Origin of the sequence: Brenneria alni, from assembly GCF_003666245.1 — a bacterium.
Taxonomy (GTDB): Bacteria; Pseudomonadota; Gammaproteobacteria; order Enterobacterales; family Enterobacteriaceae; genus Brenneria; species Brenneria alni.
The window spans coordinates 1-22,447 of the sequence record NZ_MJLZ01000020.1 but is presented as its reverse complement, the minus strand read 5'-3'; the positions used below and the strand labels follow the sequence as shown (position 1 = coordinate 22,447).

Genomic DNA, 22,447 nt, shown 5'->3' with positions numbered 1-22,447 from the left:
AATCTATCCTATTATTTAATCAATGCGCGGGCAGCCCCCGCCAGGGCCTCCAATCCCACGCGCAGCGGTAACCCGGCTGTGGCGGTGGTCGGGTTACGCTTTTTCATCTCGCCGATATGTTCGTACACCGATCCGTAACCCATCAAGATAATCCGCGTCATCAGGCGCGAATGTTGTTACGCCCGTCCAACCATCAGCGCCGACGTCAAAGACCGCCAATGCGGGCGTTGTTGTATCGTCGATATCAAACCGGGCGATATAGCGGCGTCGGACAATGGCAGCGTTGCGTGCCGCCATCCATTCGATACGCGTCCAGACTTCATCAGGTTCTCGGATAGCATCGGCCAGTAGTAATAAAAACCGTTCGCGGCCGCGTTTGCTGATTTTGAGCGCCCCGGTTTTGCGTACGGTAAACAGCGCCGAGCCAACCACCAGCGGCTCTCCGACCACGTCGCGGTATATCGCCGGCTGCTCCAGCGTGGCGCCGAACTCGCCCAGGAACGCGGCAGCGTACTCCCGATCGGTTAGCCCGGCAGACAGCAGCCGCTCGGCGCTGGCCGGGCGCGGCGTGGGTAGCGCATCCGATGGCGTCCGGCTGGGAACGCCCGGCGCGCCGGCACTGCTCATACTGGCCGGATTGTCGCTCAGCGGGTCATCATTGCGGGGCGGCGGCGTCTGGCCGTCCAGCCTTGAGCGCCCCGGCGTATGCTCGAACGACGGATCGATACCCTGCGGCACCCGCACGGTGTAGGAGCCGTTGATGCTGCGCTGGCCGATCGTCCGATCTTCCCAGACGATTTCCGGCGCGGTATCGACGCTGCGCCCATTGCGTTTCATCCACGATTCGGAGCGGCCGCGCACAGTACACTGACAGCCCCAGCCGTTGGGCGGGAAATGCGTTGTCCACCAGGGATCGTCCCAGCGCAGGATCATGCTGTCCCACGCCAGGTGCAGCTCGCGGGGATGCTCGACGGCGTCGCTGTGAACGTATTCCCAGTACGGCATGGTCTCGCGGTGTTCCATCAACTGAGCGAAGCGTCCGCCCTGATAGCTGCCGCGCAGATTGGTGTCGTAGATCACCCGCGTGCGCCAGCCGAACCCGCCGTTATAGCTCCAGCCGTGTTTCTCAACGATGGACGAAAAGTCCTGGCGAAAATCCGCCAGCGTGCGCCCCTCGGCAATGAAACGGTCTACCGCCTGTTGAAAATCGCTCACCAGGTCGTTGCGGTTGGCGCCGGCCACCACAAATGCCCAGTCGTGCTCGGCATTGTAGATATCCGTCCAGCCGGTAGTCGGCAGCGCCAGTTTGCGGCGGAAAAACGCAATCTGCTCGGAGAACGGCAGGGTGCCGTAGCTGGCGTTAGTCGTCGCCATCCGCCGCCTCCTCGACGATATCGCTGCGACCCGCCAGGTGCGCGGCCGACAACGCCTGCGCCAGCGCGGCGGCGTAATCGTCCAGCGACATGTTAGGCAGCAACGTCACCAGTTCGTCGCGCAGCTGCTCCAGCGATTCCACGCTATCGACCAATTCGCGGATCTGGTTTATCCAGGTATCGGTGGCGGGTTGCAATTCGGTGTTCAACCGCTGCGCCATCAGCGCGGGCGCGTCCGGCTCGGTGCTTGATTCGGCCAATTGCACCGGGGCGGCAGGCTCGGCTGGCTGACGCGGTGTCTCGACCGGTTTGGGCTCCCATTCGCCGCCGTAGGTTTCAATCACGCTGGCCAGCGTCGGCCGGTAGCCTGTCGTTTCGGTAATGTTTTTGTCGCGTTCGGCGCGTTTGGCCAAATCTTCCTGTTCGTCAAATACCCGATAGACGCGCGGCACGGCGGCGCCGGGAAAATTCAGCTCGGTCAACCAGGCGCCCGGCCCACGGTTCCAGCTTTCGCAGATCACATCGGCGTCGGATTTGGCGATGGATTTCAGGATATCGGCCTGGAGAGACTCATCGCCGCCGATCCCTTTGCTGGCGCCGCCGGAACTGGATATTTGCCCAACGGTGACGCGGCGAATGGCCTCATTCATCGCGTTGTACAGCGATTGATAATCCGCCGTGCCGGAGCGGGCGGCGGACAGCAATTCGACCAGCATTTTTTCCGGCATGATCACACCGCTATCCGCAGCGATGGCGCGCGTCAGTTCCAGCAGTTTGCGCCGTTGCTCTTCTGTAGCGCCTTCCGGGTGTTTACCCACCACTGTTGGCATGGCGAATTTATCCAGAAAGATCATCCAGAATTTTAGGCCGTTGCGTTTAAAAAACGTCGGCCAGTACAGCCAGTGCGCCAGTCCCAGACCATAGGGTTCATCGTCGTGGTCGGCGCCGGTGCAGAAATGCCAGAAATACGGCGGCGGACAGGGTTCGCCGGCAAACATATTGCCGGGCGTCAGCAGCCGCAGTTCGCCTCCAGGAGAGAAGCGAAAACGCCGGCGGTCGCGCACCCGAATATCATCCACCCACAATAAGTTAGCGCGGGTGCCGTAGATCAGTTCAGCGGGGGCGTATCCGTAGAACACGCCGTAATGCATCAGTCGCGTGACGCGATCCCAACCGACCGCATCAATCTGTTCACGCATCGCTTCGGCGGCCTCGATATCGATCGGGCGTTCGCCGCCGGCATCAATTTTCCACTCGCGGGAAATGACCGCGTCCTGGCGCTGGGTATAGGATGATTTGACTTCGTCGTCGTTGAGCACCTCGCGGTAAATCTGCAAATCCGGCGCGCCGCGATGGCGCAGTACGCTGTCATCCGATAGCGCCAGAGCGCCGACCCAGGGGCGGGTGATATCGCGGCCGTCGCCGGTACTGGCGATTTGCTGGCCCAATTTCGGACGTTTTATTTTTCCGGTCATTCGGCTCCACAGACTCATATAAACCCTCCAAAATCATTCAGACCGCGCACCGTGCCAAACCCGGCATCCGTTATTTCGCCGCCACCGGACGTCGCGCCATAGCCATCCAACTGATGGTAAATATCGCGTACCCCCGAAGACTGGAAATCAATCTCCGATGCCAGATTGAGCGCAGCGTAGTTTGCCAGGCACCCGGCGATAGCGACGTCGCCGTGGCGCACCAGTTCGGGGTCTTTTAGGTCTTTACGCTCAAGGCGGGCGACCATCGGCACGCCGTCGATAGTCTCCACCGCCCGCAAATCCTGTGCGGTGTTTTCATCACGCGGCAATACAATCATTGAGTCTTCAAATAGCCCGGTGAATTTCGGCATCCACAAGCCGTACCACTGGCGATTTAACGATATTTCAGCGATACGGGGGCGACCATAGCGGTCGGCGGCGTATTCGGCCAGCACCATGCCGGGGCCGGTGGCGTCAATCGCGCCGCCGGACTGGCGAGGAAGATGGTCGATAAACCAGAATAAAATCTGCTGTTGTAATGCAGACGGTACGTTGTTCAGTTCCAGTAAAAACGGTACATCACGCAGCAGGTTGGGCATGATGGCCACTGGCATTAACGCCGAGAAGTGCCGGTGCCGCGCAAAGTCCATACCGAATACATGACGGCATTCCGGGTTTAGCGTTTCGGCCATCACCGGACGTAAGTTGCGGTCTATCCAGTCTTCGCCCCAGCTTTGGCGCTCCAGTTCGCTCATGTTGATAAATTCATCATCACACACCAGGCGAATGACCGGCCGCTCCTCCGGCATGGCCCGCTCGATCCAAACGCCTGGAATACAGATGCCGTTGCCGTCGCGCGGAATAGCGTCCAGTTCCTCACGCATCGCCGCCTTGCGCGGACCGTAGGCATTGCGGATACGGGCGTACCACGCCTGTTTGTCCTCAACCGTTGCCGTCTCTCCTTTCATCATGCAGACACGCTCAAACAGACCATTGCCGACGGCATCATCAAAGGTCACCCTAAACACCGCTGCATCCTCACCGTATCGCCCATTTTCAATATCCCTATGAAACTGGTAGAACGGGTTGTTCTTGCCATTTTCTGAACTGATCACCACAATCTTTCCGCCCCAAATCAATAGCGCGGTGGCGGCATCCAGCACGCCCTGAACGTCCGGATGGAACGCGGCCTCATCGATAATCACCACGCCTTGCAGCCCGCGAATGTTAGCCGGGCGGGACGACAGCGCCGTGACCTGAAAACCGCTGGCGAACCGCACGCGATAGGCGGTTATCTGGCGGGTGTTTCCCTGTTCGTCCTGATCCTCAAATAGAAACTCTTCGATGCTGGAGATGGCCTGCGCCTGCTGCTGGGCGATGACGCGGCCAAACTTGGCTACGTAGCCGATAAACTCCAGCCCTTTCTCTTTTGTATCGCCGATGTAATAAACGTTGTTGCCGCCAGCGGATTTGCGGGCACCGGCTATCAGGGTGGAATTCAGCCCCCAGGCGAACGTAATGCCGGTTCGTCGGCCTTTGGGAACGGCGAGGATAGAAACGTTGAATTTCAGGCATTCGACCTGGTGCGCCATCAATACGCCGTCAGCCAGCGGGTTAAAGGCAAACGGGATATCGCGGGCGCGCGGCGGCAGTTCGTCCCATTCGACGACCCGTACCGTGGATGCCAGCGGCTTCATCGCCTGGGGTTCGTTCATCACTTGATCCCCAGCACGCGTTCGCGCCAGAACTGGACCTGATCTTCACTTAGCCCCTGAGCACTGGCCACTTGTTGCAGATTATCCTGCTGTTCGCGCAGCAGCCGCTCTCGTGCGGCACGTTCAATTTCCCGGCGCTCATCCAGCGAGGCTTTACGCGCCTGCAAAACATCTTTGGCGGCGCGCGCCAGATGGCGCACGGTATCGATATCCGGGTTTTCTTCATTCTGCGCCACAAACGATGCATGAGCCGTCAGCGTGGTGACGGCCTGCACCATCAGCGCCCCGGCTCGCTCGTCCGGGTTCTCGCCCAGTTCACTGACCAACAGACGCGCCATCTGGTCCTGCTCGCGCATGCGGGATACAACCTGCTCAAACGACTGCTTATAGCGGCCTAACGCGCTGCGGCTCGGCGCGACTTCGACATCGGGAAAATGTTCGTGCAGATCGGCAATCAGCTCATCGAGCGTCAGAGCATCCTCGCGCAGCCGGCGCTCGATATGAGATCGGATATCGGCAGGCAGACGGTGAATACTGGATTTACGCCCCATATCAACCCCCTGCGCCAGGGCGTTTTACTCCCGGAACGGTCGCCCGACCAGCTGCGACGTCGGCGCCGCGCTCGGTTTCGGTGGCGACCAATACCGGTCCGACGTCTTCAATGGACACCAGCCCCTGTTCCTCCAGCCAGCGCAGTTCCGATTTGACCTGATCGCGGCTGGGCGAATGGCCGAACTGCACCAGCGCGCTGTAGATCAGCGAACTGTTGGCGCGATAGCCCGGCAGTTCAGACAGAATGCGCAGAATGACCAGCCGCCTGTCCTCACGCAGAAAATCCTGGTACTTCATAGCGCCTCACTTAGTCTGCAACAAATAATCATTAATGGTTTCAGTGCGTCGGGATATCGCGGCAATCTGCTCACTCATGCCCAATAATTGCGCCTGGGTGTGGCTCAACTTGCTGATTAGCTCGGTGATTTGAGACTGTGTCGGCACCTGCGCGACCTGCGCTTCCAGGGTGGTGATACGCGTACGCAACTCCAGCAACTCCTTCTGACTGGCGGACTGACGCCCTATCAGCCAGGTATAAACCCCGACGACAGCCATCACCGCCCATTGCAGAAACTGCCAGTTAAAACTCAGATCATTTATCCCCACAATTGCCTCCCTGGGTACACTTGATAACCTCAAACAACCGTCCGGCACAGATACCGTACTGGTCGTATAACTGTTTTTGCGCGATCGCCAGGTCATCCATGCCGTTACTGGCTGCCGCCACCGGCCGTTCGCACGGCACCGCCAGTTGCGCCGGTAAGACCAGCGGTTGCTGCGGTTGCGGCACGCTCACGGGCGGCGGCGAGTTGCCGCATGACGTCAGCGTCAAACACGCAGTTAACACGATTAGCGGCGGTTTTTTTGAGAGTGTCACGGATGGCCTCCGTTGATTGTTCGTCCGCCTCCTGGCGGGCGTTGATTTGTTGCGCCAGGCGTGCGCTGGCTTTGTTGGCGCTGCCGATCAGCGCGCGGGTGCCGTCGGCGAATTCTGTGAGTGTTTTGACCGCCGCGATGGCGGTCGCCTGTGAAGTTTCCAGACTGACGGCGGTGCGCCCGTCACGCTTGCCGAGTTGATAGCACGCCACCGCTACTGCGGTGGCCAGCAGGTACGGCCAAATCGCACCCCAGACAGCCCTAATCACGGTGCTCATCGCACACCCCCAGTCCCCAGCCGGCATCGACATACAGCGGTTGCCAGCGGTGAATAATGCGATCGGGATAGCCGCGATTCTCGCGGAAATTGGCGCCGGAGCGGCCAGCGTTGACCCGCTCGACCTGATCCCAGTAGCGGGAACTGTCCAGACCGCGTTGCGCTGCCAGCTTGCGGTCACGCTGCACCCAGCCCAGCCCGCCGTTATAGGCCGACAGCGTAAACGCCATGCGGTCGCAATCGCCGGCAGCAGTGATGCGCCGCCAGTGCCACTGGTTGTATTGCACCAGCGCACGCAGCGACCATGACGGGTTGTACGGCTGGTTGGCGCCCAGTTCGGCGGGATAGATATCGGCAATCCACTTTGACGTGGCGGGCATAAACTGCGCCAGTCCCTGCGCGCCGACCGGCGATTTTGCGTTGGTTTTCCACTGCGACTCCTGATGGATCTGCCCGGCGAAGGTAGCCACCGGCGCATCCAGTCCCCAGATAACGCGAGCGTTGCGCGTCAGTTCTCGCTGATAGCGTTCGGCATTGGGCGGAATATCCGCCTGTACCGGCACGGCATGGCAGGACGCGAGCAACAGCGATAACAACAGTAGCCGGCGCATCGTCATAGCCCCAGCGTCACGCCCAGCACCACCGCCAGCACAATCACCGCCCGGCGCAGCAGTACGGCGGCGAACACCAGTTCAAATCCTGGCACAATGGGAAACTCCGGCTGTTCCTCCCCCTGATAGGCGGCAGTGGTTTTCCAGTCGTGGCGCAGGTAACTGCCGGGGCTGGCATACGGAAATAATCCCCGGTCGAGGTGGTAGCCCAGCACGGCGGCCAGCGATACCAGCGAGAGTTTGTAGACGGTGATGCCTAACTGCTGCGGCGATGTCAACGCGATAACGATCAGCAATACCACGGCGGCAATCAGCCAGCCCAACAGTCGCTGGCGCTGAATTTTGGTTAATACGGACATGGGAAGCTCCCTGATACGATAAATAAGTCGATAGATCAGGGGCCATTGTGGGATGCGGGGCGGTGAATGTAATTTGCCCTCGGGCAGATTAACCGAGTGGCGATTGCGATCAAAATGGGCGGGAAAAGAGCGACCCGCCCAGTGCGCCAACACCGGGCAGGCCGTCAACCCACAGAACACACCTGTGAGCTAACCGAGGCTCAGTCCGTCTCGCGAGACAGATTCAGCTTAATTTATTTTCACTATGTGAAAAAGGCTTACAGTAGATGAAATCGACATACACCCCGTTTTTTCCCTGGCTGGGCGGAAAACGCAGGCTGGCCAAACAAATATTGCCGCTATTCCCCGAACACACCTGCTACGTCGAACCGTTCTGCGGCGCGGCGGCGCTGTTTTTTATGAAATCCCCTGCAAAATCGGAAGTGCTAAACGATATCAATGGCGAACTGGTGAATTTGTACCGGGTGATCCAGCACCATCTGGAAGAGTTTATCCGCCAGTTTAAATGGTCGCTGGTTAGCCGTGAGATGTATCGCTGGCTGCAAATCACGCCGACTGAAACGCTGACGGATATTCAGCGAGCGGCGCGGTTTTATTATCTGCAAAAACAGTCATTCGGCGGAAAATTGGAGGGGCAGACGTTCGGCACGGCGACCACCAGTCCGCCACGTCTTAATCTGCTGCGCATTGAAGAGGAGTTGTCGCAGGCGCATTTGCGGCTGGCACGAACATGCATTGAACATATGCCCTGGGATAGATGCGTAGAGAAGTACGATCGGCCCCATACGCTGTTCTATTGCGATCCGCCATACTGGGGGACGGAAGGCTACGGCGTGGCGTTCGAGTTTGAAAACTATCAGATTTTGGCGGATCTGGCGAAAACGATAAAGGGGAGGATGATTATTTCAGTGAACGATATCCCGGAAATGCGAGAAGTCTTTGCCGGGCTGCCCTTTGAGGGCGTGGATATCCACTATTCGCTACAGGGAGCGGGTCGAGCGAATGCCCGGCAACGGGAATTGATTATTGGTAATTTTAGTCCGTGCCGATAGGTTTATCGTTCGGACCCGGATAATTCTCTCCATTTGAATAGATAACGCGGCATTTCTCGGTTTTCAGCGAATAAAGCTGACGCTCGCGATCGCGTGCCCGGTCACGGGCATCAGATTTTGCAATGCCGTTACCGATACCAAAATCGCCTAAAAAGCCCAGCACAGTACGGCCATTAAACTCGCCCGTTCTCTCAATTTGATACTGAATACTTTTCACATGGGCGATCTCGCGGTCGAGATCCTTGCAGCCCATTGCACTGGCTTCTTCAGGCAGAATCGGCGTGGCGATGGGATACTGTTTTGTGGCACATCCGGTAAGGAGAAAAAATATTGAAGAGAGTAATCCCAGACGGGAATAATGCATATTAGCTCCTTGCTATATAATGAAATAAAAATTAACCCGATTTTTAATCGGTTTTATTGATTACGCCCCGAAGGGGTTGATTTTTTATTGGCTTACCTGATGGAACACTCGCACATAATGACCATCAGGGCCAAAAACCAACCCAACTTCTTTCTGATGAGTGGTAGCAACTACTCCATTCACTTGAATATAACGCCAGAAAGAAACTGAGTACCCATCGGCGCGGTTAACAGTCTGGACCGGCTTAGAGCCAAGCAGCGCTGTAGCATCCATTAGCGTGGTAATGCCCGGCTGTAACTGTGTTATGGCTGATTCGTTGAAATCACGCCCACTGGAAGCGCAGCCTGAGAGAATCAAGAGAAATAAAGAGAACATTCCTGTACTAAAATAATTCATATTTACCCCTTATTTATTATTAAACCAACGGTTATTGGTTTAATAGCGGCATCCTGCCAATTACCCAGAAGCAAAACTGCCGCTGTGTTTAATCAAAAGAATCAAGCGAAGGTTTGTTTTTTCGTTTATCTAAACATGCTTGAAAATCATACACGTTATCGTTGTTATCGTATTGCGAATAAGGTGGTCCCCTGGCACTGGGAGAGCCCCGAATACGGGGCTGTTCACCATCAGCCGGCCTTACCGTCTGGTTTGGGCTGGGTAAGGAGCCGACCAACGTCGAGTACTGTTTTTTTCTGCTCCGGCGTCATTGTATTAAATGCCTCCAGTAGCCGCTGCTGCTCAGTAGACAGCTGTGATTCAACAGGCATAGACCGTTGCCCTGTTAATACATACAGAACATCAACTCCCGCAGCAGCTACGGCAGCTAAGTAGTCAGCATCGGGTCGCCTCAAATTTGACTCGTAATTAAACTGAGACTTCCTAGTAGTCCCCGCCAATTCTGCGAAATCCGTCTGGTTCATACCAAGCCGTTCTCGCTCTGCTTTTAACCTGTCACCAAATGAACCCATAACCCACCTTGACAATGGGTACAATTGTACCCATAATCACATCACACAGTTAAACAACCAGCCAAATTTGTACACAGCCAGTGGAGCAAACGCCATGACAAAACGAACCATCAAAACCCGTGCCCAGGTTAAATCCGAACTGGCCCGTCAGGGCATAGCAACCTCAGAACTGGCGCGCAAATACGGTTTTAACGCCAACCTGGTTTACAACATCCTGAACGACGACGACGTCTCACCCCGGCATAAATGCCGCTTCGGAGAGTCGCACCGCATCGCCGTGACCCTGGGGCTCAAGGACGGGGTGATCGCCGCATGAACACCACCGAAGAGCAGTTCATTCGCGCGTTGATTACGGAATCAACCCGCTGCAACGGCCAGCGGCTATTCACGGTCGATCAGGCCCGGAAGATTTATCAGTGCTTGCGTCAGGATCAACATCCGACCACACGCCATAAATGCCAAACAAGCGATACAGCACCCTACCGGGTTCATACAGGCCGGCACGAACGCCCGGCTCTGCCGCTGACGGGTCAGCCTGCAACACTTCATAGCGCCGATCGGCGGCCTGCAACCGCTGATGGATCTGGGCAATTTGCGGATGACCGCGCAGCAGCGGCGGCAATACATCGGCCAGCACTCGCTGCATCCCGGTCGCCCAGTCGTCGACCACCTCGATTTTGGCGCGCAATTCGGCGATTTCTCGCCGCAGTTCCAATTCGCTTTCGCGCATGGTTGTTGGCCTCCATAAAATCACACAAAGGGTAGCAGATATGAATCGTATTTACATTCCGTATCCGCAAACCCCGGCATCGGCACGGGAATGGTTGATCGCCCACGGTATCAGTCAAAGCGAGTTTGCCCGTCTGCACGGCGTACCCCGTGAAACCGTGGCGCAGTTGCTACAGGGCAGCAGACAGCGCGGTCTGCGCGGCAAAAACCGGCGTATCGCCATTGCGCTGGGTTTACGGCCCGGCGATGGCAACGAGCCGCTATTGTCAGGCGGTCAACCGGGTTAGCACCAGACCCACAAAACGTTTTTGTTTGGAACCAGTTATTAAGGGGACGACAGCGATGATTCCAACCACACGCTGCAATTGGAAACGTATCCAGCCCAGTGGCCTACGTAACGCGCTGGAACTGTGCAAGGACCATGCCCGCGCGCGCCTGAACCGTTCGGTAGAACAGGTTGCCGATTTGATGGGATTGTCCGACCACTGGACGTTATACAAATGGCTGCAAAATGGCCGCATGCCCGCCAACCTGATCCGCCCATATGAAGCCGCCTGCGGTATCGACTATGTCACCCGCTGGATCGCCGCCAGCGGCGGCAAATTGCTGATCGACATCCCCACCGGTCGCGCCTTGCAGGCGACGGACGTCAGCGAACTGCATGGTTCGTTTGCCGATGCCATGAAACTGCTGACCGATTTTTACGCCGGTCGGGCAACGCAGGACAACACCGTACAGGCGTTGACCAACCATTTACAGAGCGTCGCCTGGCATCACGGCAACGTGAAGGCCCACGCCAACCCTCAACTGGAGCTTGAACAATGAAACCTAGCGCTCTAAAACCCGGTATGCGCGTTTTATTACAGCCTACATTGGGAAAATCTACTGAGCTACTCAGCGCCACGGTAGTCAGTCGCATGCCTACTGCATATGGCCGCAAGGGACAGACAGTTATCAATGTTGATGTATTTGGCGGATTGAACGGCCCTGACGATAACGGCCCTGTGCATCTTTCCGACTATGAGGTTTCCCGCTTTCTGCATCCAATGGAGGCGCGTTAATGAACAAGCCCAACACATCCAGCTCTGGTGGCCGCATCCTGCGCGTGCTTAAGGCGCTGCGTGGCCATACGCTGAACGGCGTATCCAACAGCGATCTGGCGAAATCCCTGAATGAATCACCCGCCAATATCAACCGGGCGCTGAATACCCTGATTGACGAAGGTTTGGCGCAAAAACTGGATAACGGCCGCTTTGCTCTGAGCGTTCAAGTGTTGCAGATCGCGGTAGCGCACAGCAATGAAATCGCCCGCGCGCAGGGTCGTATTGATGAATTAAACCAGCGCGTTCTGGCTGGCAGCCGATAAGGATAAGTAACGATGGCACGAACCAAAACCCAACACGCCGAATTAGTCCCGGACGCACAGTTAAACCCGGAACTGGAGAATACGCAGAACCTGATGGCCACGATCAGCAGTGAAATGCATGACGAACGTGACCTGCTGAACCAGTTGCTGGGGCAGGCGCAGATGGCCGAAGCGTTTGGCAAATTTTCCCAAACGGTTTGGAGTTCCAAATTAGCATTTGTCAAAGAAAACAAGCTGTACCGCAATCTCAAAGGTAAAAAAAGTCCAAACGGTTTGGAGTTTTTAGGTACATGGCAAGAGTTCTGCGAATTACTCGGCGTCTCCGATGAAAAGGCCAATCAAGACATCGCCAACCTTCGCGCCTTTGGCGAGGAAGCCCTCGAATCCATGTCCCGCATGGGCATTGGCTACCGCGAACTGCGCCAGTTTCGGCGCCTGCCCGAAGACCAGAAAACCGCGCTGATCGAGGTCGCCAGAGACGGTGATAAGGCTGCGCTACTGGAACTGGCGGAAGAAATGATCGCCAAACACACCAAAGAAAAAGAAGACCTGAGAACAGATCTGGAAATCAGCCGCCAAACCCTGGCTGAGAAAAAAGACGAAATCAACGCTCTCAAAGACCAGACCGACGATTTAAAGATCCGCCTGACGCGCCGCTCAGCCACCGAAACCCCGGATACCGAAGGCCAGGCGCTCGAAACCGAGGTCGCCGGGTTTAAAAACGGTGTGGTTGGCGCGCTGGTTGAACTGAGAAGCGGTTTTACCGCTCTGGCTGAACACACAGAACGCACCGGCATCAATCACATGGGTTTAATGACCGGCATCCTTAACGACCTGCAACTCCAGTTTAGCGATCTGCGCCAGCAGTTCAATCTGCCTGACTATCAGCCGGGCGACACCGTACCGGATTGGGTAAAAGGAGATTAAAGCGATGAACCCGGTATTAATTGATCGTCTGGTTAGTATTGCTTCGGCTGTTGACGCCGCCGGACATGGCAATAAAGAGCCGATTTATCAGGCCGCCTGCGAGGAGTTACACATGTCGCGCGCCACGTTGATAAGAAAACTCGGCGAAATACGGCCGAAACTGCCCCGCAAACGCCGCGCCGATGCCGGCAAAACCGCGCTATCCCGCGAGGAGGCGCTGACCATTTCCGCGCTGCTGACTGAGTCTACCCGTAAGAACGGCAAACGCCTGTATTCGGTTGCCGACGCCGTCGCGGAGTTGCGGGCAAACAACATGATCACCGCCGAATTCATCGATCAGGCTACCGGCGAGATTCGTCCGTTATCGGAAAGCGCCATTATCCGCGCGATGCGCGGCTACGGCGTTCACCCCGATCAGTTGATGGCGCCGGAACCCAGCACGCGGTTGGCCAGCCTGCATCCGAATCACGTCTGGCTGATTGATGCCTCGCTCTGCACCCTGTATTACCTGCAAAACGGCAAGAAAACGACGGGATTGCAAGTAATGAACAGTGACCAGTTCTATAAAAACAAGCCCAAAAATCTGGCGCGGATAGCGAATGACCGGGTATGGAGCTACGAGATCACCGATCACACCAGCGGCTGGATTTACGTTGAGTATGTGATGGGCGCGGAATCCGGCGAAAACCTCTGTTCGGTACTAATCAATGCGATGCAAGAGCGCGGCAGCGCTGACGTATTGCACGGCGTACCTAAAGTGCTGTTTATGGACCCAGGCTCGGCCAACACCGCCGCCATGACGCGCAATCTGTGCAAATCCCTGGGCATTGAAATCATCGCCCACAGAGCAGGGAATGCCCGTGCTACCGGGCAGGTTGAGAAAGCCCGTGACATTATCGAACGCAAGTTCGAACCGGGGCTAAAGTTCGTCGCGGTCAGCAGCCTGGACGAACTGAACGCAATGGCGGCGCGCTGGCGCAGCCATTTTAACGCGACGGCGATACACAGCCGCCACGGCCAAACACGGAACGACATCTGGCTGCGCATCACAACTGAACAACTGATTAAAGCGCCGTCTGTGGACATCTGCCGCGAACTGGCCATCGCTGCGCCGGAACGCCGCAAGGTTCAGCCGACGCTCGAAATCTCGTTTCAGGGCCGCAAGTACGATGTGTCAACGGTGCCGTCCGTCATGGTTGGCGAGTCTGTCATGGTCACAAGTAATCCGTGGCGTACAGACGCGGCACAGATAGTGCTGACTGGCGAAGATGGCCACGAAGTATTTCATCTTATCGAAGAGGTGGCAGAGAACGAATTCGGCTTCTCAACGAATGCCGCGATCATCGGCGAAAGTTACAAGAAACCGGCTGACACAGTAACCCAGCACGTTAACCAGCAGATTGAACAACTGGTGACGGGCACGGATTCAGCAGAGGCGGCAGTTGCATCGCGCAAAGCTAAGGCTGTGCCGTTCGGCGGGCAATTCGACCCATACCGCACAATTGATGACGCCGCGTTACCCGCCTACCTGCCGAAACGCGGCACGGCGTCGAACGTTCGCGGCCCGCGTATCGAGCAACGCCCACTCACTCATGTCGAAGCCGCCAAGCAACTGCGCGAGCGACTGTCATCAAAGGGACAGCCCTGGACGGCGCAGCATTACCGGCAACTGGTCGCGCAATACCCCGACGGCATATCGGCTGACGATATCGAGACAGTTGTCAGTGCACTGATGGTCGCACCGGCCGCCGCTAATGCCGTCGGCATACGCTAAGGGAGGAAACATGCTGCAACTGAAACACATTATGGCGGCACACGGTATCAATCAGGGCGCGCTCGCCGCTGCGGCGGGCATATCGCAGCCGGCTATCGCGCAACTGGTTAATCACGGCATCTGGCCGAAACGAAACGCCGACAGCATTCGGCAAAATATCACCCGCGAGTTGTCTGGTCGCGGTATCGATCCAACAGGGGCATTTGAGGTGGTACCGGCTGCGGATGAGGCCGCTGCCGGTACCGGTGTCCCGCTACACGCAAATGAAGAGGACGAAAATATGCTACTGAAAAAACAGGTGCTGCGTCCAGCGGCAAAAAAGGCGTTCGGGCTGTTCCGCGACCCGTTCGCCGACGATCTGCAAGGCTCGGAGGATGTATTTACCACGCCGGATATCCGCTATGTGCGTGAAGCGCTGTATCAGACTGCGCGTCACGGCGGCTTTATGGCGGTGATTGGCGAGTCCGGGGCGGGTAAATCCACACTGCGCCGGGATCTGATTGAACGCATTAACCGCGAAAACGCCCCGATTATCGTTATCGAGCCGTATGTGCTGGCGATGGAGGACAACGACGTCAAGGGCAAGACGCTGAAGGCAGCGGCGATCGCGGAGGCAATAATCAGCACTATCGCACCGCTGGAGGGCATTAAACGCAGTCAGGACGCACGGTTCCGCCAGTTGCACCGTGTACTGAAAGAGAGCTGCGCGGCAGGCTATAGCCATGTTCTTGTGATTGAAGAGGCCCACAGCCTGCCGATCCCCACGCTCAAGCACCTGAAAAGGTTTTTTGAGCTGGAAAGCGGGTTTAAAAAGCTGATTTCCATCGTGCTAATCGGCCAGCAGGAACTGGCGGTGAAGCTGTCCGAGCGCAATATGGAGGTGCGCGAAGTCGTCCAGCGTTGCGAAGTGGTCGAACTGCTGCCGCTGGATAACGCGCTGGAGGATTACCTCCAGTTCAAATTCACGCGGGCGGGCAAGCAGTTGGCGGACGTGCTGGACGCCAGCGCGATCGACGCCATCCGCGCCCGGCTGAGTAATCAGGTCGGCGGACGTAAAAGCATCGTCAGCCTGCTGTACCCACTGGCCGTCGGCAATCTGCTGATCGCCGCGATGAATCTGGCCGCTGATATCGGTGTGCCGGTGGTGAATGCCGATGTGGTTAAGGGGGTTTAAATGGCCACTATCGTTATCCAGATTTCCCCGGTGATGAATAAAGTCGAGGGCAATTGCGAACACGTACTGTCCGGCGTCAGTATTTCATACGCGCTGGATTCCAAGGATTCGAACATCATCGCGCTGACGACACAGCATATTGTCAACAGCCTGCCAGCGGCCATCAAACAGTCGCAGGAGGAGATGATAAAGATGCTGACTGCGCTGGGGGTAAATATCAGCCATTCGGTCAGCGTAGAAGAAATGCAGAAAAAGGCTGTGCATTAATATATGGAGCCAATAATGAAAGCTATTCCGAATATCAATGAGCAATTAGCCAATATCAAAGACGTGATGGTTTCATTGCGTGCAATGAACGCTACCGTGCAAAGCGTGATGATTAAAGGCAGTAAACCACTTATTCGCATAGCCAGAAACGGCCACTGCGAAAAGCTGATTAACAGCGGTGTGGCCCGTTACGTGGTGATTGGTTGCGACAGCAACGGCAGGTTTCGCCAGGGCGAATTTGAACAGCATGGTTGCCGAATTATCTGGTCTGAATCTCTCCATTAATGAGGAAATAACGATGTCTGAAATTAATAAAGACGAATATATGACTGACCGCAAAGGGCGCCTAGTGCCGATTAGTCATGTTTCTGATTACGATCTGGCGATGGACTCGTTTGTTAATGACGCCATCAAATCCGCAAAACTGAAAAGCGCTGAACTACGCGATTTCAAAAAACGGGCGTTCGATGATTGCTACGCCTGGCTGGATCTGATTGCCGAAAAATACGGACGTACTCGCGGCGGCGCTAAGGGCAATGTGACATTCTCCAGCTTTGACGGCAGCAAGCAAATCAGCATCAAGGTGCAGGACTCTCTGGTCTTCGGCCCTGAGCTGCAAGTTGCCAAAGACCTGATTGATGAATGTGTAAAGGAATGGTCAGAGGGAGCCAACGACAAACTACTGGCGCTAATTTCTGACGCGTTTCAGGTTGATAAAGAAGGCAACCTCAGCACCACCCGCATTTTATCCCTGCGGCGGGTAAAAATTGACGATGAGCGCTGGAAGAAGGCAATGGAGGCAATTTCCGAATCATTACTGGTTGCTGTATCGAAAACCTATATTAATTTTCGGGAAAAAGACGAATCGGGAAAATTAATTAATATCCCGTTGGATATCGCCGCCATTTGATTATTTAAACATGATTTTTCTTTTATTTCGGCGTCAATGCCGGGGAATTCTGCACCCGTAATTCAGCATAAACACTATTTTGGAGAATGATTATGGCCCACGTATCACCCGTAAAACGCCTGGAAAAAACGGCGCAATTTATCCGCCTGGCGACCCGTCAGATTCAGGAAAACACCACTGAACTGGCGCTGCGTACACTGAAAAACGCAGAGAACGAGATCAACATCCTGCGTAAAGACCCCAAGTCGGAGGAACTATAAATGTCGCTAACCTGCAAACGCTGCAAGAACGAGGTTGAAGAACTCGAACAGGAACAGGCCACCATCTCCCAGGCCGACGACGGCACCTGGGGCGTTGACCTGATTCTGACCTGTCCGTACTGCGCCCAGGCGTATGGTGCATTTATTCCCACTGGCGATCTGGAAGTTCTGTCGGAGGGCGATGAATCATGAGCGCAACCATCGTTAATACGCGTAATGATTTATACGGTCTGACAACGCAGAAATTAACGCTGCGCAAAAGCATGGATGAACGTGCTCTTTCATTAATAGAGGCAACATCCGACCTGTGCGTAACCGCCTACCACGAGAGAAACGGCACCGATACCGCCGTTTCTCTGGCCGAACGAATGGCTACCGTGGAAATTCTGATCGAACAGTACCGTTTTGCCGGGATGGACACGCTCATCGAGGTGGCCAAACAGCGCCAGTTGCAGGCGCTCGCCGAAAAGCTGGGGGTGGAATATGTCGAATAGCAAAAAAGAAAAATACCTGCAGCGGATTAAAAAGTTGTTGAACCTAGCCAGGCGGACGACGAACGCCGGCGAGGCGGCTAATGCAATGCGGCAGGCACAAGCACTGATGCACCAGCATGGGGTGACAGCCACCGACGTTGACCTGATGGAAATTAATGAGGCCAGCAGTAAATCGGCACCATCTCAAGCCAATACACCTCCCAAATATATGTTGAATCTTGCGGAGTTAATCAGGCGTGTATTTGGCGTGAATTGCTATATCTCGTTTGCTCCAGACTCAATATCAACAAAGCGGATCGTCGTTTTTTTTGGACCTAACGAACGCCCGCAGGTAGCGGCGTATGCGTTTGACGTTCTGTCGCGACAATTAATGAAGGCTCGCCGCGAATTTATTGCCAACATGAGGAAAAACATCAAAACAACCACAAAAACGGCAAGGGCTGACAATTTTTGTGAGGGATGGGCGCAAGGAGTTTATCAGGTCATTCAGGATTTTGTGGCTTCGGATGCTGAAAAAACGCTGATGGCAGCCTACGACAAGCGATTAAAAGATCGGCTGGAGCTGGAAACCACCAGAGGCAGGAGCGCAAACAAGGCAAGGGGTACGGATGAGTCCAGAGTAGTCGGATTCATCGCCGGGAAAAACGCCAATATTCATCACGGCGTCAATGGTGCTGGTCCGGTAGTACGGATTGGGAGGGCTGAATAATGTCAGTAACCATAGAGGTCTCCGTTCGCCTTACTAACGGTACTTATTTTGCGCGGGGTAATGGTAAAACGGCGTCATGCACCTATGACCCCGTCGTGGCGGTAAAGAGCGTAGGCCGGAAGGTTTTCGGCAATCTGCAAAAGCTGGTTATTACCCAAGTAAAGCCCGTAACAGTAGTAACAGTATATGAAAAAGGTCAATTTCTGGTTACGCCAGACCTTTCCCAGTCATGCCGCGTATGTGGCTGCACATGGGATTGTGCCTGCGGATCGGGTTGTTATTGGGTGGCAGAGGATTTGTGCAGCAACTGCGGGGGTGACGCGTGATCATTGGCTTTGTATTGCTTGTTTCAACCTGTGGTTTTGATGCTTGCGAGGCGTTGCCTGTCTCGGATGATATTTATCTGACAGAGGAGTCATGCCATTTGGTTCTGGAGGCGATACATGAGCGTCGCCCAGAGACAGTTCTTACATGCGGTACTGTTTGGCGGGAGGATAGCGATGAACAGAAACCAACTCGTTAAACTCATCCACGTTGCAAAACGCGATCGCAAACTGGATGACGATACCTATCGCCAGTTCCTGATTAACTATGCTGGCGTCAACAGCACTAAGGATATGACCGATCAGCAACTGCAACAGGTTTTAGATGCAATGAAGCAGTTGGGTTTTAAAGTAAAAAGTGCCAAGCCTCATAAGATCACAGCCACTGACGCACAGTCTAAGAAAATACGTGCGCTATGGCTTGAAATGGCCGATGAGGGCTACATTCGGGACAGTTCTGAACGTGCAATCAATGCGTATGCGCACAGGATCACAGGCGTCGGGCGGTTGGACTGGCTCAGCACAGACCAGGCCAGCCGTGTTATCGAATCACTAAAGAAATGGCAGGCCCGCGAACGCAAGGCCCAGTCTGTTGAGTGAGGGGTAAATCATGATCACGACGATGGAAGAGAAGCGCCATAAGCTGCTGTCTGAGCTGGCCGATCACGTTGCAGAGACTGCGACCGATTATGGTTGTTCCGTTGAACACGCCGAACAGTTGGGCCTCGCCGTCGCTAATTTTCTGGCCGAGCACTTTGGCGGACAAAATTTCACGTTCCCGCGTGACTATGTCTATAAGCTGGCGGTTCGTGATCTACAGATTTACAACGAGCATAAAGGCAACAACTGGGCCGAACTGAGCTCAAAATACGGCATCACCGAACGTGGCCTGCGAAAGCTGATTCACCGAGTCCACAAGCGGGTGATGAAAAGCCGACAACCTGGTCTGGATCTGTTCGACGATGAGGGGAAATGATTGTGGATAAAACAGTTACCATCAATCGTTTTATTATGGGTTTTGGTGTATCGACTGAGTTGTGGTACACGACTCGTAAGAACGACTCAAGAGCGGTCAGCATATTCAAAATTGGCTATGTTTCTGACCTAATTCCTACGACAAAAGATTATCGGTTTTTTTTCGTCGTACTGATCGTGCCATTCGTGATATTTAGGCTCGGTTGGGCCTATGACAGAAACTAGCCCCACCGTAAAATTAAGGGTAGAAGAGCTAAATTTTCTGCCCTTGTTTCTTTTACAGTATGTGAAAGGTGATTACAGTAATCTGTCCCGATAAATCCCCAAAGGTTTCACTAAATCCCATTTATCTCAGATTCTCCTAGTTGTTTATCTCACTTCTGATCAGTAACCCGCAGCGCCAGTATTTCTCGCCCCATATGCCAAAAAAGCGCCTGGATCTCGTCATTTGTCAGATCTTCCGGTGAAGTATTACCGCATTCAGTTTCAAACATTTCCGCGACGCTGGCAGCGATAGCATGACCGGCGTTAATTACTTCACGCCTGGTGAATTCGGCCAGATGCGCCCAGCGCGCCCGCCAGTAGCTCGCGAGTTCTGACACAAAACCATCGCGCACGCCCTGTTTTGTGCGTACGGCATCCAGACGCAGCAGGGCTTTTTTCACGGTTCCCATGAAAAAGGCGCTGACGTGTCGCGGTTCGCGGTTGGTGCGCAGCCATTCTATTTTTTGCCGGTAGGTATCACGGATAAAAAACGGCTGTTCGCGCAACCGGGCTTCCACTCCTTCCGGCGTTTCCATCCAGTTTTTTAATGCCGCCAGATGCTCTGCCTGCACCGCTTCAGCGAACCGGCGGCGCATCGTCAGCAATGTTGCATTAGGCTCTAAATAGTCCAGCCTCGCGACGGCCTGATCGAAATCCAGATCGGAGAAAGCAGCGCGTGATACCAGCCGCTTAAGGTGATTCTCGACGACGGGATGCGGCTCGGTAGTATTTACCGCCAGAGAAGGAAGGGAGTCAGCGATCCCCTGATACGCGGAGATCGCGGGGCGCGGCGCGTTCCAGGGGTAGGCCCATTGCTCGGACATTAATTACCCCGCCGAACATCAAGAAATGCCGCTATGAACGCTTTGGCCGCTTCCGCGTTGATGGCGTTTCCATAGGCGCGCAGTCGTCCCATACGGTTGGTAATCCCATAAGCCAGCGGGAATGTGCCGGGTTCAACTGGCCTCCACTTTCCATCCCGGCAGGAGAGCCAATCTGCATCACGCCAAAAACCGTTAACCTGCAAGGGCTGACTAACTGTGCTGCAACATCCAGACGATCCGTGCTCAACTTCCCGTTGCGCATCCGTCCCCCCTGATAGTCCCCCCTTGTAATCCGTCGCAGTTGGCGTCGGCCAGCGTGTCAGTGCTGCCACATCCTGCAAACGCTTCTGAATTTTTGTTCCGTTCTCTCGATAGTTCCGCATCGCTTCCTGCGGGCATGGATAACGATCGTTGCTCGTTGTTGGAGTCGGCCACCCAATAGGCGCGCTCTCTGACGTGCGGCGCACCGATGCCCGCAGACGGAAACGGGACAAGCCCATAGGCGTAACCCATTGCTTCCACGTCAGATTGTACAAGGTCGAACCATGCATCAGCGTTGCTGCTTGCAACCTGTTCTCCAAAGACAACTGTAGGCCGACACTGGTTAATGAGGTGATGGAAAGCGGGCCATAAGTGCCGCTCATCAGCAAACCCGCCTTTCTTGCCTGCCGCGCTGAAAGGTTGGCAAGGGCACGATCCCGTCCAGACAGGTTTATCATCCGGCCATCCCGCTCGGCGCAGGGCGTATGACCAGACGCCGATCCCGGCAAAGAAATGGCATTGCGTGTAGTTTCTAAGGTCATCAGGTGTCACATCCTCAATTGATCGCTCGTCAACATCCCCCGGCGCGATATGGCCAGCGGCAATAAGATTGCGCAGCCATTGGGCTGCAAAGGGGTCGATCTCGTTGTAGTAAGCCGCCATCAGAACGGCATCCCATCGTCAAAGGCTTGATTACGGATGGCAGCAGTCTCTTTGCGAAACTTGGCCGAAATCTTTGCGCGGCGGTAATACTCCCGGCTGTGGCGCACCTTATTCAGCACACCGATTACCTCTCCTGCTTTCTTACGTGAAGCAGCAGAGGCCCCCAAAGAACGGGAAACGCTAATCTCATGAAATTGGTAATGCTGGTAAATTTCGCGTGTAGCGGGCGTATCGCTATTTGAGATAACCACTGGTGCAGCGGTCTCGCGGTGGACGCCCCATAGCAATTCAACCAACTCACGATGATGATCCGAAGTAAAGGATGAGGTGTGATACTGCGTAAAATTGGCCGTTTCGCTAGCAGGTAAATAGGGAGGATCGCAGTAAATTACGAAACCTGGCTCGGTATGAACCAGCAATGTTTCTTTAAAATCGGCACAAATAAAGATAGTTGCCGTGTCATTCGCCTTTTCAGCAAACAACCGTATTTCGTGTTCAGGAAAGTGTAATGGTCTAATCATTCTGGACACTTTGTTAGAGGTATAATGAGCAACACTAACGAGGTGAAAATGCGAAGAAAAACGTTTACCCATGAATTCAAACAGGAATGCGTCAATCTGGTTATTCAGCACAACTACCCGGTGCTCCGGGCTGCTGAAACAATGAATATTGGCCTTTCAACCCTCCAGCGCTGGCTACGGCAGTATCGTGGAGAGATACGCGGGGATACACCACTAGCCAGTGCGATAACACCGGAACAACGGCGGATACAGGAACTTGAAAAGCAGGTGCGGCAGTTGCAAAGCGACAATGACCTGTTAAAAAAGGCTTCAGCCTTCTTTGCCATGGAAATGAACAACGACAAAAAGTCGCGGTGAAGTTGAAGAAGGCGGGAGCAAATATCC

General features: G+C 55.0%; 34 protein-coding genes and 2 pseudogenes. 20 read left to right on the top strand and 16 right to left on the bottom strand.

The annotated features are described in order from the left end of the window. Positions 1-93: 93 nt before the first annotated feature. The 9 genes from BIY29_RS10490 to BIY29_RS10450 all read right to left on the bottom strand — a co-directional run bounded on the left by BIY29_RS10490 (position 94) and on the right by BIY29_RS10450 (position 7,238). The gene (locus BIY29_RS10490; protein WP_121575076.1) at positions 94-1,374 is read right to left on the bottom strand and encodes a PBECR2 nuclease fold domain-containing protein; all 1,281 of its coding nucleotides are present in this window, start codon (positions 1,372-1,374) and stop codon (positions 94-96) included. Further along, positions 1,361-2,866 carry a DUF935 domain-containing protein gene (locus BIY29_RS10485; protein WP_205680327.1) on the bottom strand — a complete coding sequence of 502 codons (1,506 nt, stop codon included), beginning with the start codon at positions 2,864-2,866 and terminating at the stop codon, positions 1,361-1,363. The genes BIY29_RS10490 and BIY29_RS10485 overlap by 14 nt, the downstream gene beginning before the upstream one ends. Then, positions 2,863-4,563, bottom strand: coding sequence for a hypothetical protein (locus BIY29_RS10480; RefSeq protein ID WP_240630089.1), 1,701 nt, complete (start codon positions 4,561-4,563; stop codon positions 2,863-2,865). Before BIY29_RS10480 ends, BIY29_RS10485 begins: the two co-directional genes overlap by 4 nt. After that, entirely contained in the window at positions 4,563-5,114 is a 552-nt protein-coding gene (locus tag BIY29_RS10475) for a phage protein Gp27 family protein (protein WP_121575074.1), read from the bottom strand. Before BIY29_RS10475 ends, BIY29_RS10480 begins: the two co-directional genes overlap by 1 nt. Position 5,115: 1 nt before the next feature. Continuing rightward, positions 5,116-5,412, bottom strand: a complete 297-nt coding sequence (locus BIY29_RS10470; RefSeq protein WP_121575073.1) for a VpaChn25_0724 family phage protein — start codon at positions 5,410-5,412, stop codon at positions 5,116-5,118. Between the two features lie 6 nt (positions 5,413-5,418). Next, a complete protein-coding gene (locus tag BIY29_RS10465) occupies positions 5,419-5,721 on the bottom strand; it encodes a DUF2730 family protein (RefSeq protein ID WP_240630083.1) in 303 nt (100 codons plus the stop codon). A gap of 104 nt (positions 5,722-5,825) precedes the next feature. Then, entirely contained in the window at positions 5,826-6,269 is a 444-nt protein-coding gene (locus BIY29_RS10460) for a hypothetical protein (protein WP_121575071.1), read from the bottom strand. Beyond that, positions 6,253-6,879 carry a transglycosylase SLT domain-containing protein gene (locus BIY29_RS10455; protein WP_121575070.1) on the bottom strand — a complete coding sequence of 209 codons (627 nt, stop codon included), beginning with the start codon at positions 6,877-6,879 and terminating at the stop codon, positions 6,253-6,255. The genes BIY29_RS10460 and BIY29_RS10455 overlap by 17 nt, the downstream gene beginning before the upstream one ends. Positions 6,880-6,881: 2 nt before the next feature. Continuing rightward, entirely contained in the window at positions 6,882-7,238 is a 357-nt protein-coding gene (locus tag BIY29_RS10450) for a putative holin (protein WP_121575069.1), read from the bottom strand. Between the two features lie 266 nt (positions 7,239-7,504). On the opposite strand from BIY29_RS10450, the gene BIY29_RS10445 reads away from it, so the two are divergent. Next, positions 7,505-8,290: a DNA adenine methylase gene (locus BIY29_RS10445; RefSeq protein ID WP_121575068.1), complete on the top strand. Its 786-nt coding sequence runs from the start codon at positions 7,505-7,507 to the stop codon at positions 8,288-8,290. Here the strand turns inward: BIY29_RS10445 and BIY29_RS10440 are convergent. The 3 genes from BIY29_RS10440 to BIY29_RS10430 form a co-directional block, all read right to left on the bottom strand. After that, positions 8,274-8,654, bottom strand: a complete 381-nt coding sequence (locus BIY29_RS10440) for a hypothetical protein (protein ID WP_121575067.1) — start codon at positions 8,652-8,654, stop codon at positions 8,274-8,276. The genes BIY29_RS10445 and BIY29_RS10440 overlap by 17 nt on opposite strands. An 84-nt stretch (positions 8,655-8,738) precedes the next feature. Beyond that, entirely contained in the window at positions 8,739-9,050 is a 312-nt protein-coding gene (locus tag BIY29_RS10435) for a hypothetical protein (protein ID WP_121575066.1), read from the bottom strand. A 230-nt stretch (positions 9,051-9,280) separates the two neighbouring features. Continuing rightward, positions 9,281-9,622 (bottom strand): helix-turn-helix domain-containing protein, encoded by a 342-nt coding sequence (locus tag BIY29_RS10430; protein ID WP_121575065.1) that lies wholly within the window; start codon positions 9,620-9,622, stop codon positions 9,281-9,283. 94 nt (positions 9,623-9,716) lie between these two features. Between BIY29_RS10430 and BIY29_RS10425 the strand changes: the two genes are divergently transcribed. Beyond that, positions 9,717-9,938 carry a DNA-binding protein gene (locus tag BIY29_RS10425; protein WP_121575064.1) on the top strand — a complete coding sequence of 74 codons (222 nt, stop codon included), beginning with the start codon at positions 9,717-9,719 and terminating at the stop codon, positions 9,936-9,938. 69 nt (positions 9,939-10,007) lie between these two features. Here the strand turns inward: BIY29_RS10425 and BIY29_RS10420 are convergent, their stop codons facing one another. Continuing rightward, entirely contained in the window at positions 10,008-10,352 is a 345-nt protein-coding gene (locus tag BIY29_RS10420) for a hypothetical protein (protein ID WP_121575063.1), read from the bottom strand. A gap of 40 nt (positions 10,353-10,392) precedes the next feature. On the opposite strand from BIY29_RS10420, the gene BIY29_RS10415 reads away from it, so the two are divergent. From BIY29_RS10415 to BIY29_RS10340, 17 genes are all read left to right on the top strand, one after another. After that, the gene (locus BIY29_RS10415; protein WP_121575062.1) at positions 10,393-10,638 is read left to right on the top strand and encodes a helix-turn-helix domain-containing protein; all 246 of its coding nucleotides are present in this window, start codon (positions 10,393-10,395) and stop codon (positions 10,636-10,638) included. Between the two features lie 55 nt (positions 10,639-10,693). After that, positions 10,694-11,176: a MerR family transcriptional regulator gene (locus BIY29_RS10410; protein WP_121575061.1), complete on the top strand. Its 483-nt coding sequence runs from the start codon at positions 10,694-10,696 to the stop codon at positions 11,174-11,176. Next, positions 11,173-11,412, top strand: coding sequence for a hypothetical protein (locus BIY29_RS10405; RefSeq protein WP_121575060.1), 240 nt, complete (start codon positions 11,173-11,175; stop codon positions 11,410-11,412). The genes BIY29_RS10410 and BIY29_RS10405 overlap by 4 nt, the downstream gene beginning before the upstream one ends. Beyond that, positions 11,412-11,717: a helix-turn-helix domain-containing protein gene (locus BIY29_RS10400; RefSeq protein WP_121575059.1), complete on the top strand. Its 306-nt coding sequence runs from the start codon at positions 11,412-11,414 to the stop codon at positions 11,715-11,717. The genes BIY29_RS10405 and BIY29_RS10400 overlap by 1 nt, the downstream gene beginning before the upstream one ends. A 12-nt stretch (positions 11,718-11,729) precedes the next feature. Continuing rightward, the gene (locus BIY29_RS10395) at positions 11,730-12,644 is read left to right on the top strand and encodes a hypothetical protein (protein ID WP_121575058.1); all 915 of its coding nucleotides are present in this window, start codon (positions 11,730-11,732) and stop codon (positions 12,642-12,644) included. Positions 12,645-12,648: 4 nt separating this feature from the next. Further along, positions 12,649-14,418, top strand: a complete 1,770-nt coding sequence (locus tag BIY29_RS10390) for a DDE-type integrase/transposase/recombinase (protein ID WP_121575057.1) — start codon at positions 12,649-12,651, stop codon at positions 14,416-14,418. A gap of 10 nt (positions 14,419-14,428) precedes the next feature. Next, positions 14,429-15,592, top strand: a complete 1,164-nt coding sequence (locus BIY29_RS10385) for an AAA family ATPase (protein WP_121575056.1) — start codon at positions 14,429-14,431, stop codon at positions 15,590-15,592. Continuing rightward, on the top strand, positions 15,593-15,859 hold the full coding sequence (locus BIY29_RS10380) for a hypothetical protein (RefSeq protein ID WP_121575055.1): 267 nt from the start codon (positions 15,593-15,595) through the stop codon (positions 15,857-15,859). Between the two features lie 15 nt (positions 15,860-15,874). Continuing rightward, complete coding sequence (locus BIY29_RS10375) at positions 15,875-16,144, top strand: hypothetical protein (RefSeq protein ID WP_121575054.1); 270 nt, start codon at positions 15,875-15,877, stop codon at positions 16,142-16,144. Between the two features lie 13 nt (positions 16,145-16,157). Continuing rightward, positions 16,158-16,769 carry a DUF3164 family protein gene (locus BIY29_RS10370; RefSeq protein ID WP_121575053.1) on the top strand — a complete coding sequence of 204 codons (612 nt, stop codon included), beginning with the start codon at positions 16,158-16,160 and terminating at the stop codon, positions 16,767-16,769. 92 nt (positions 16,770-16,861) lie between these two features. Beyond that, positions 16,862-17,029, top strand: a complete 168-nt coding sequence (locus tag BIY29_RS20210) for a hypothetical protein (RefSeq protein ID WP_170158917.1) — start codon at positions 16,862-16,864, stop codon at positions 17,027-17,029. Next, the gene (locus BIY29_RS10365; protein WP_121575052.1) at positions 17,030-17,221 is read left to right on the top strand and encodes a hypothetical protein; all 192 of its coding nucleotides are present in this window, start codon (positions 17,030-17,032) and stop codon (positions 17,219-17,221) included. Continuing rightward, the gene (locus BIY29_RS10360; RefSeq protein WP_121575051.1) at positions 17,218-17,523 is read left to right on the top strand and encodes a nucleoside triphosphate pyrophosphohydrolase family protein; all 306 of its coding nucleotides are present in this window, start codon (positions 17,218-17,220) and stop codon (positions 17,521-17,523) included. Before BIY29_RS10365 ends, BIY29_RS10360 begins: the two co-directional genes overlap by 4 nt. After that, positions 17,513-18,232 (top strand): DUF2786 domain-containing protein, encoded by a 720-nt coding sequence (locus BIY29_RS10355; RefSeq protein ID WP_121575050.1) that lies wholly within the window; start codon positions 17,513-17,515, stop codon positions 18,230-18,232. The genes BIY29_RS10360 and BIY29_RS10355 overlap by 11 nt, the downstream gene beginning before the upstream one ends. 322 nt (positions 18,233-18,554) lie before the next feature. Continuing rightward, on the top strand, positions 18,555-18,755 hold the full coding sequence (locus tag BIY29_RS20630) for a hypothetical protein (protein WP_121575049.1): 201 nt from the start codon (positions 18,555-18,557) through the stop codon (positions 18,753-18,755). Beyond that, positions 18,733-19,155, top strand: coding sequence for a gp16 family protein (locus BIY29_RS10345; RefSeq protein WP_121575048.1), 423 nt, complete (start codon positions 18,733-18,735; stop codon positions 19,153-19,155). Before BIY29_RS20630 ends, BIY29_RS10345 begins: the two co-directional genes overlap by 23 nt. Positions 19,156-19,165: 10 nt before the next feature. Then, positions 19,166-19,531: a Mor transcription activator family protein gene (locus BIY29_RS10340; protein WP_121575047.1), complete on the top strand. Its 366-nt coding sequence runs from the start codon at positions 19,166-19,168 to the stop codon at positions 19,529-19,531. Between the two features lie 373 nt (positions 19,532-19,904). On the opposite strand, the gene BIY29_RS10330 is transcribed toward BIY29_RS10340, so the two are convergent. The 3 genes and pseudogenes from BIY29_RS10330 to BIY29_RS20990 form a co-directional block, all read right to left on the bottom strand. Beyond that, positions 19,905-20,618, bottom strand: a complete 714-nt coding sequence (locus tag BIY29_RS10330) for a hypothetical protein (RefSeq protein WP_240630080.1) — start codon at positions 20,616-20,618, stop codon at positions 19,905-19,907. Next, positions 20,618-21,542 (bottom strand): annotated as a pseudogene (locus BIY29_RS10320) (DNA cytosine methyltransferase). Before BIY29_RS10320 ends, BIY29_RS10330 begins: the two are co-directional and overlap by 1 nt. A 230-nt stretch (positions 21,543-21,772) precedes the next feature. Further along, positions 21,773-22,063, bottom strand: a pseudogene (locus BIY29_RS20990) (DNA adenine methylase); the annotation flags it as partial. 48 nt (positions 22,064-22,111) lie between these two features. Between BIY29_RS20990 and BIY29_RS20985 the strand changes: the two are divergent. Then, complete coding sequence (locus BIY29_RS20985) at positions 22,112-22,420, top strand: transposase (protein WP_170158916.1); 309 nt, start codon at positions 22,112-22,114, stop codon at positions 22,418-22,420. The last annotated feature ends 27 nt before the right edge of the window (positions 22,421-22,447 follow it).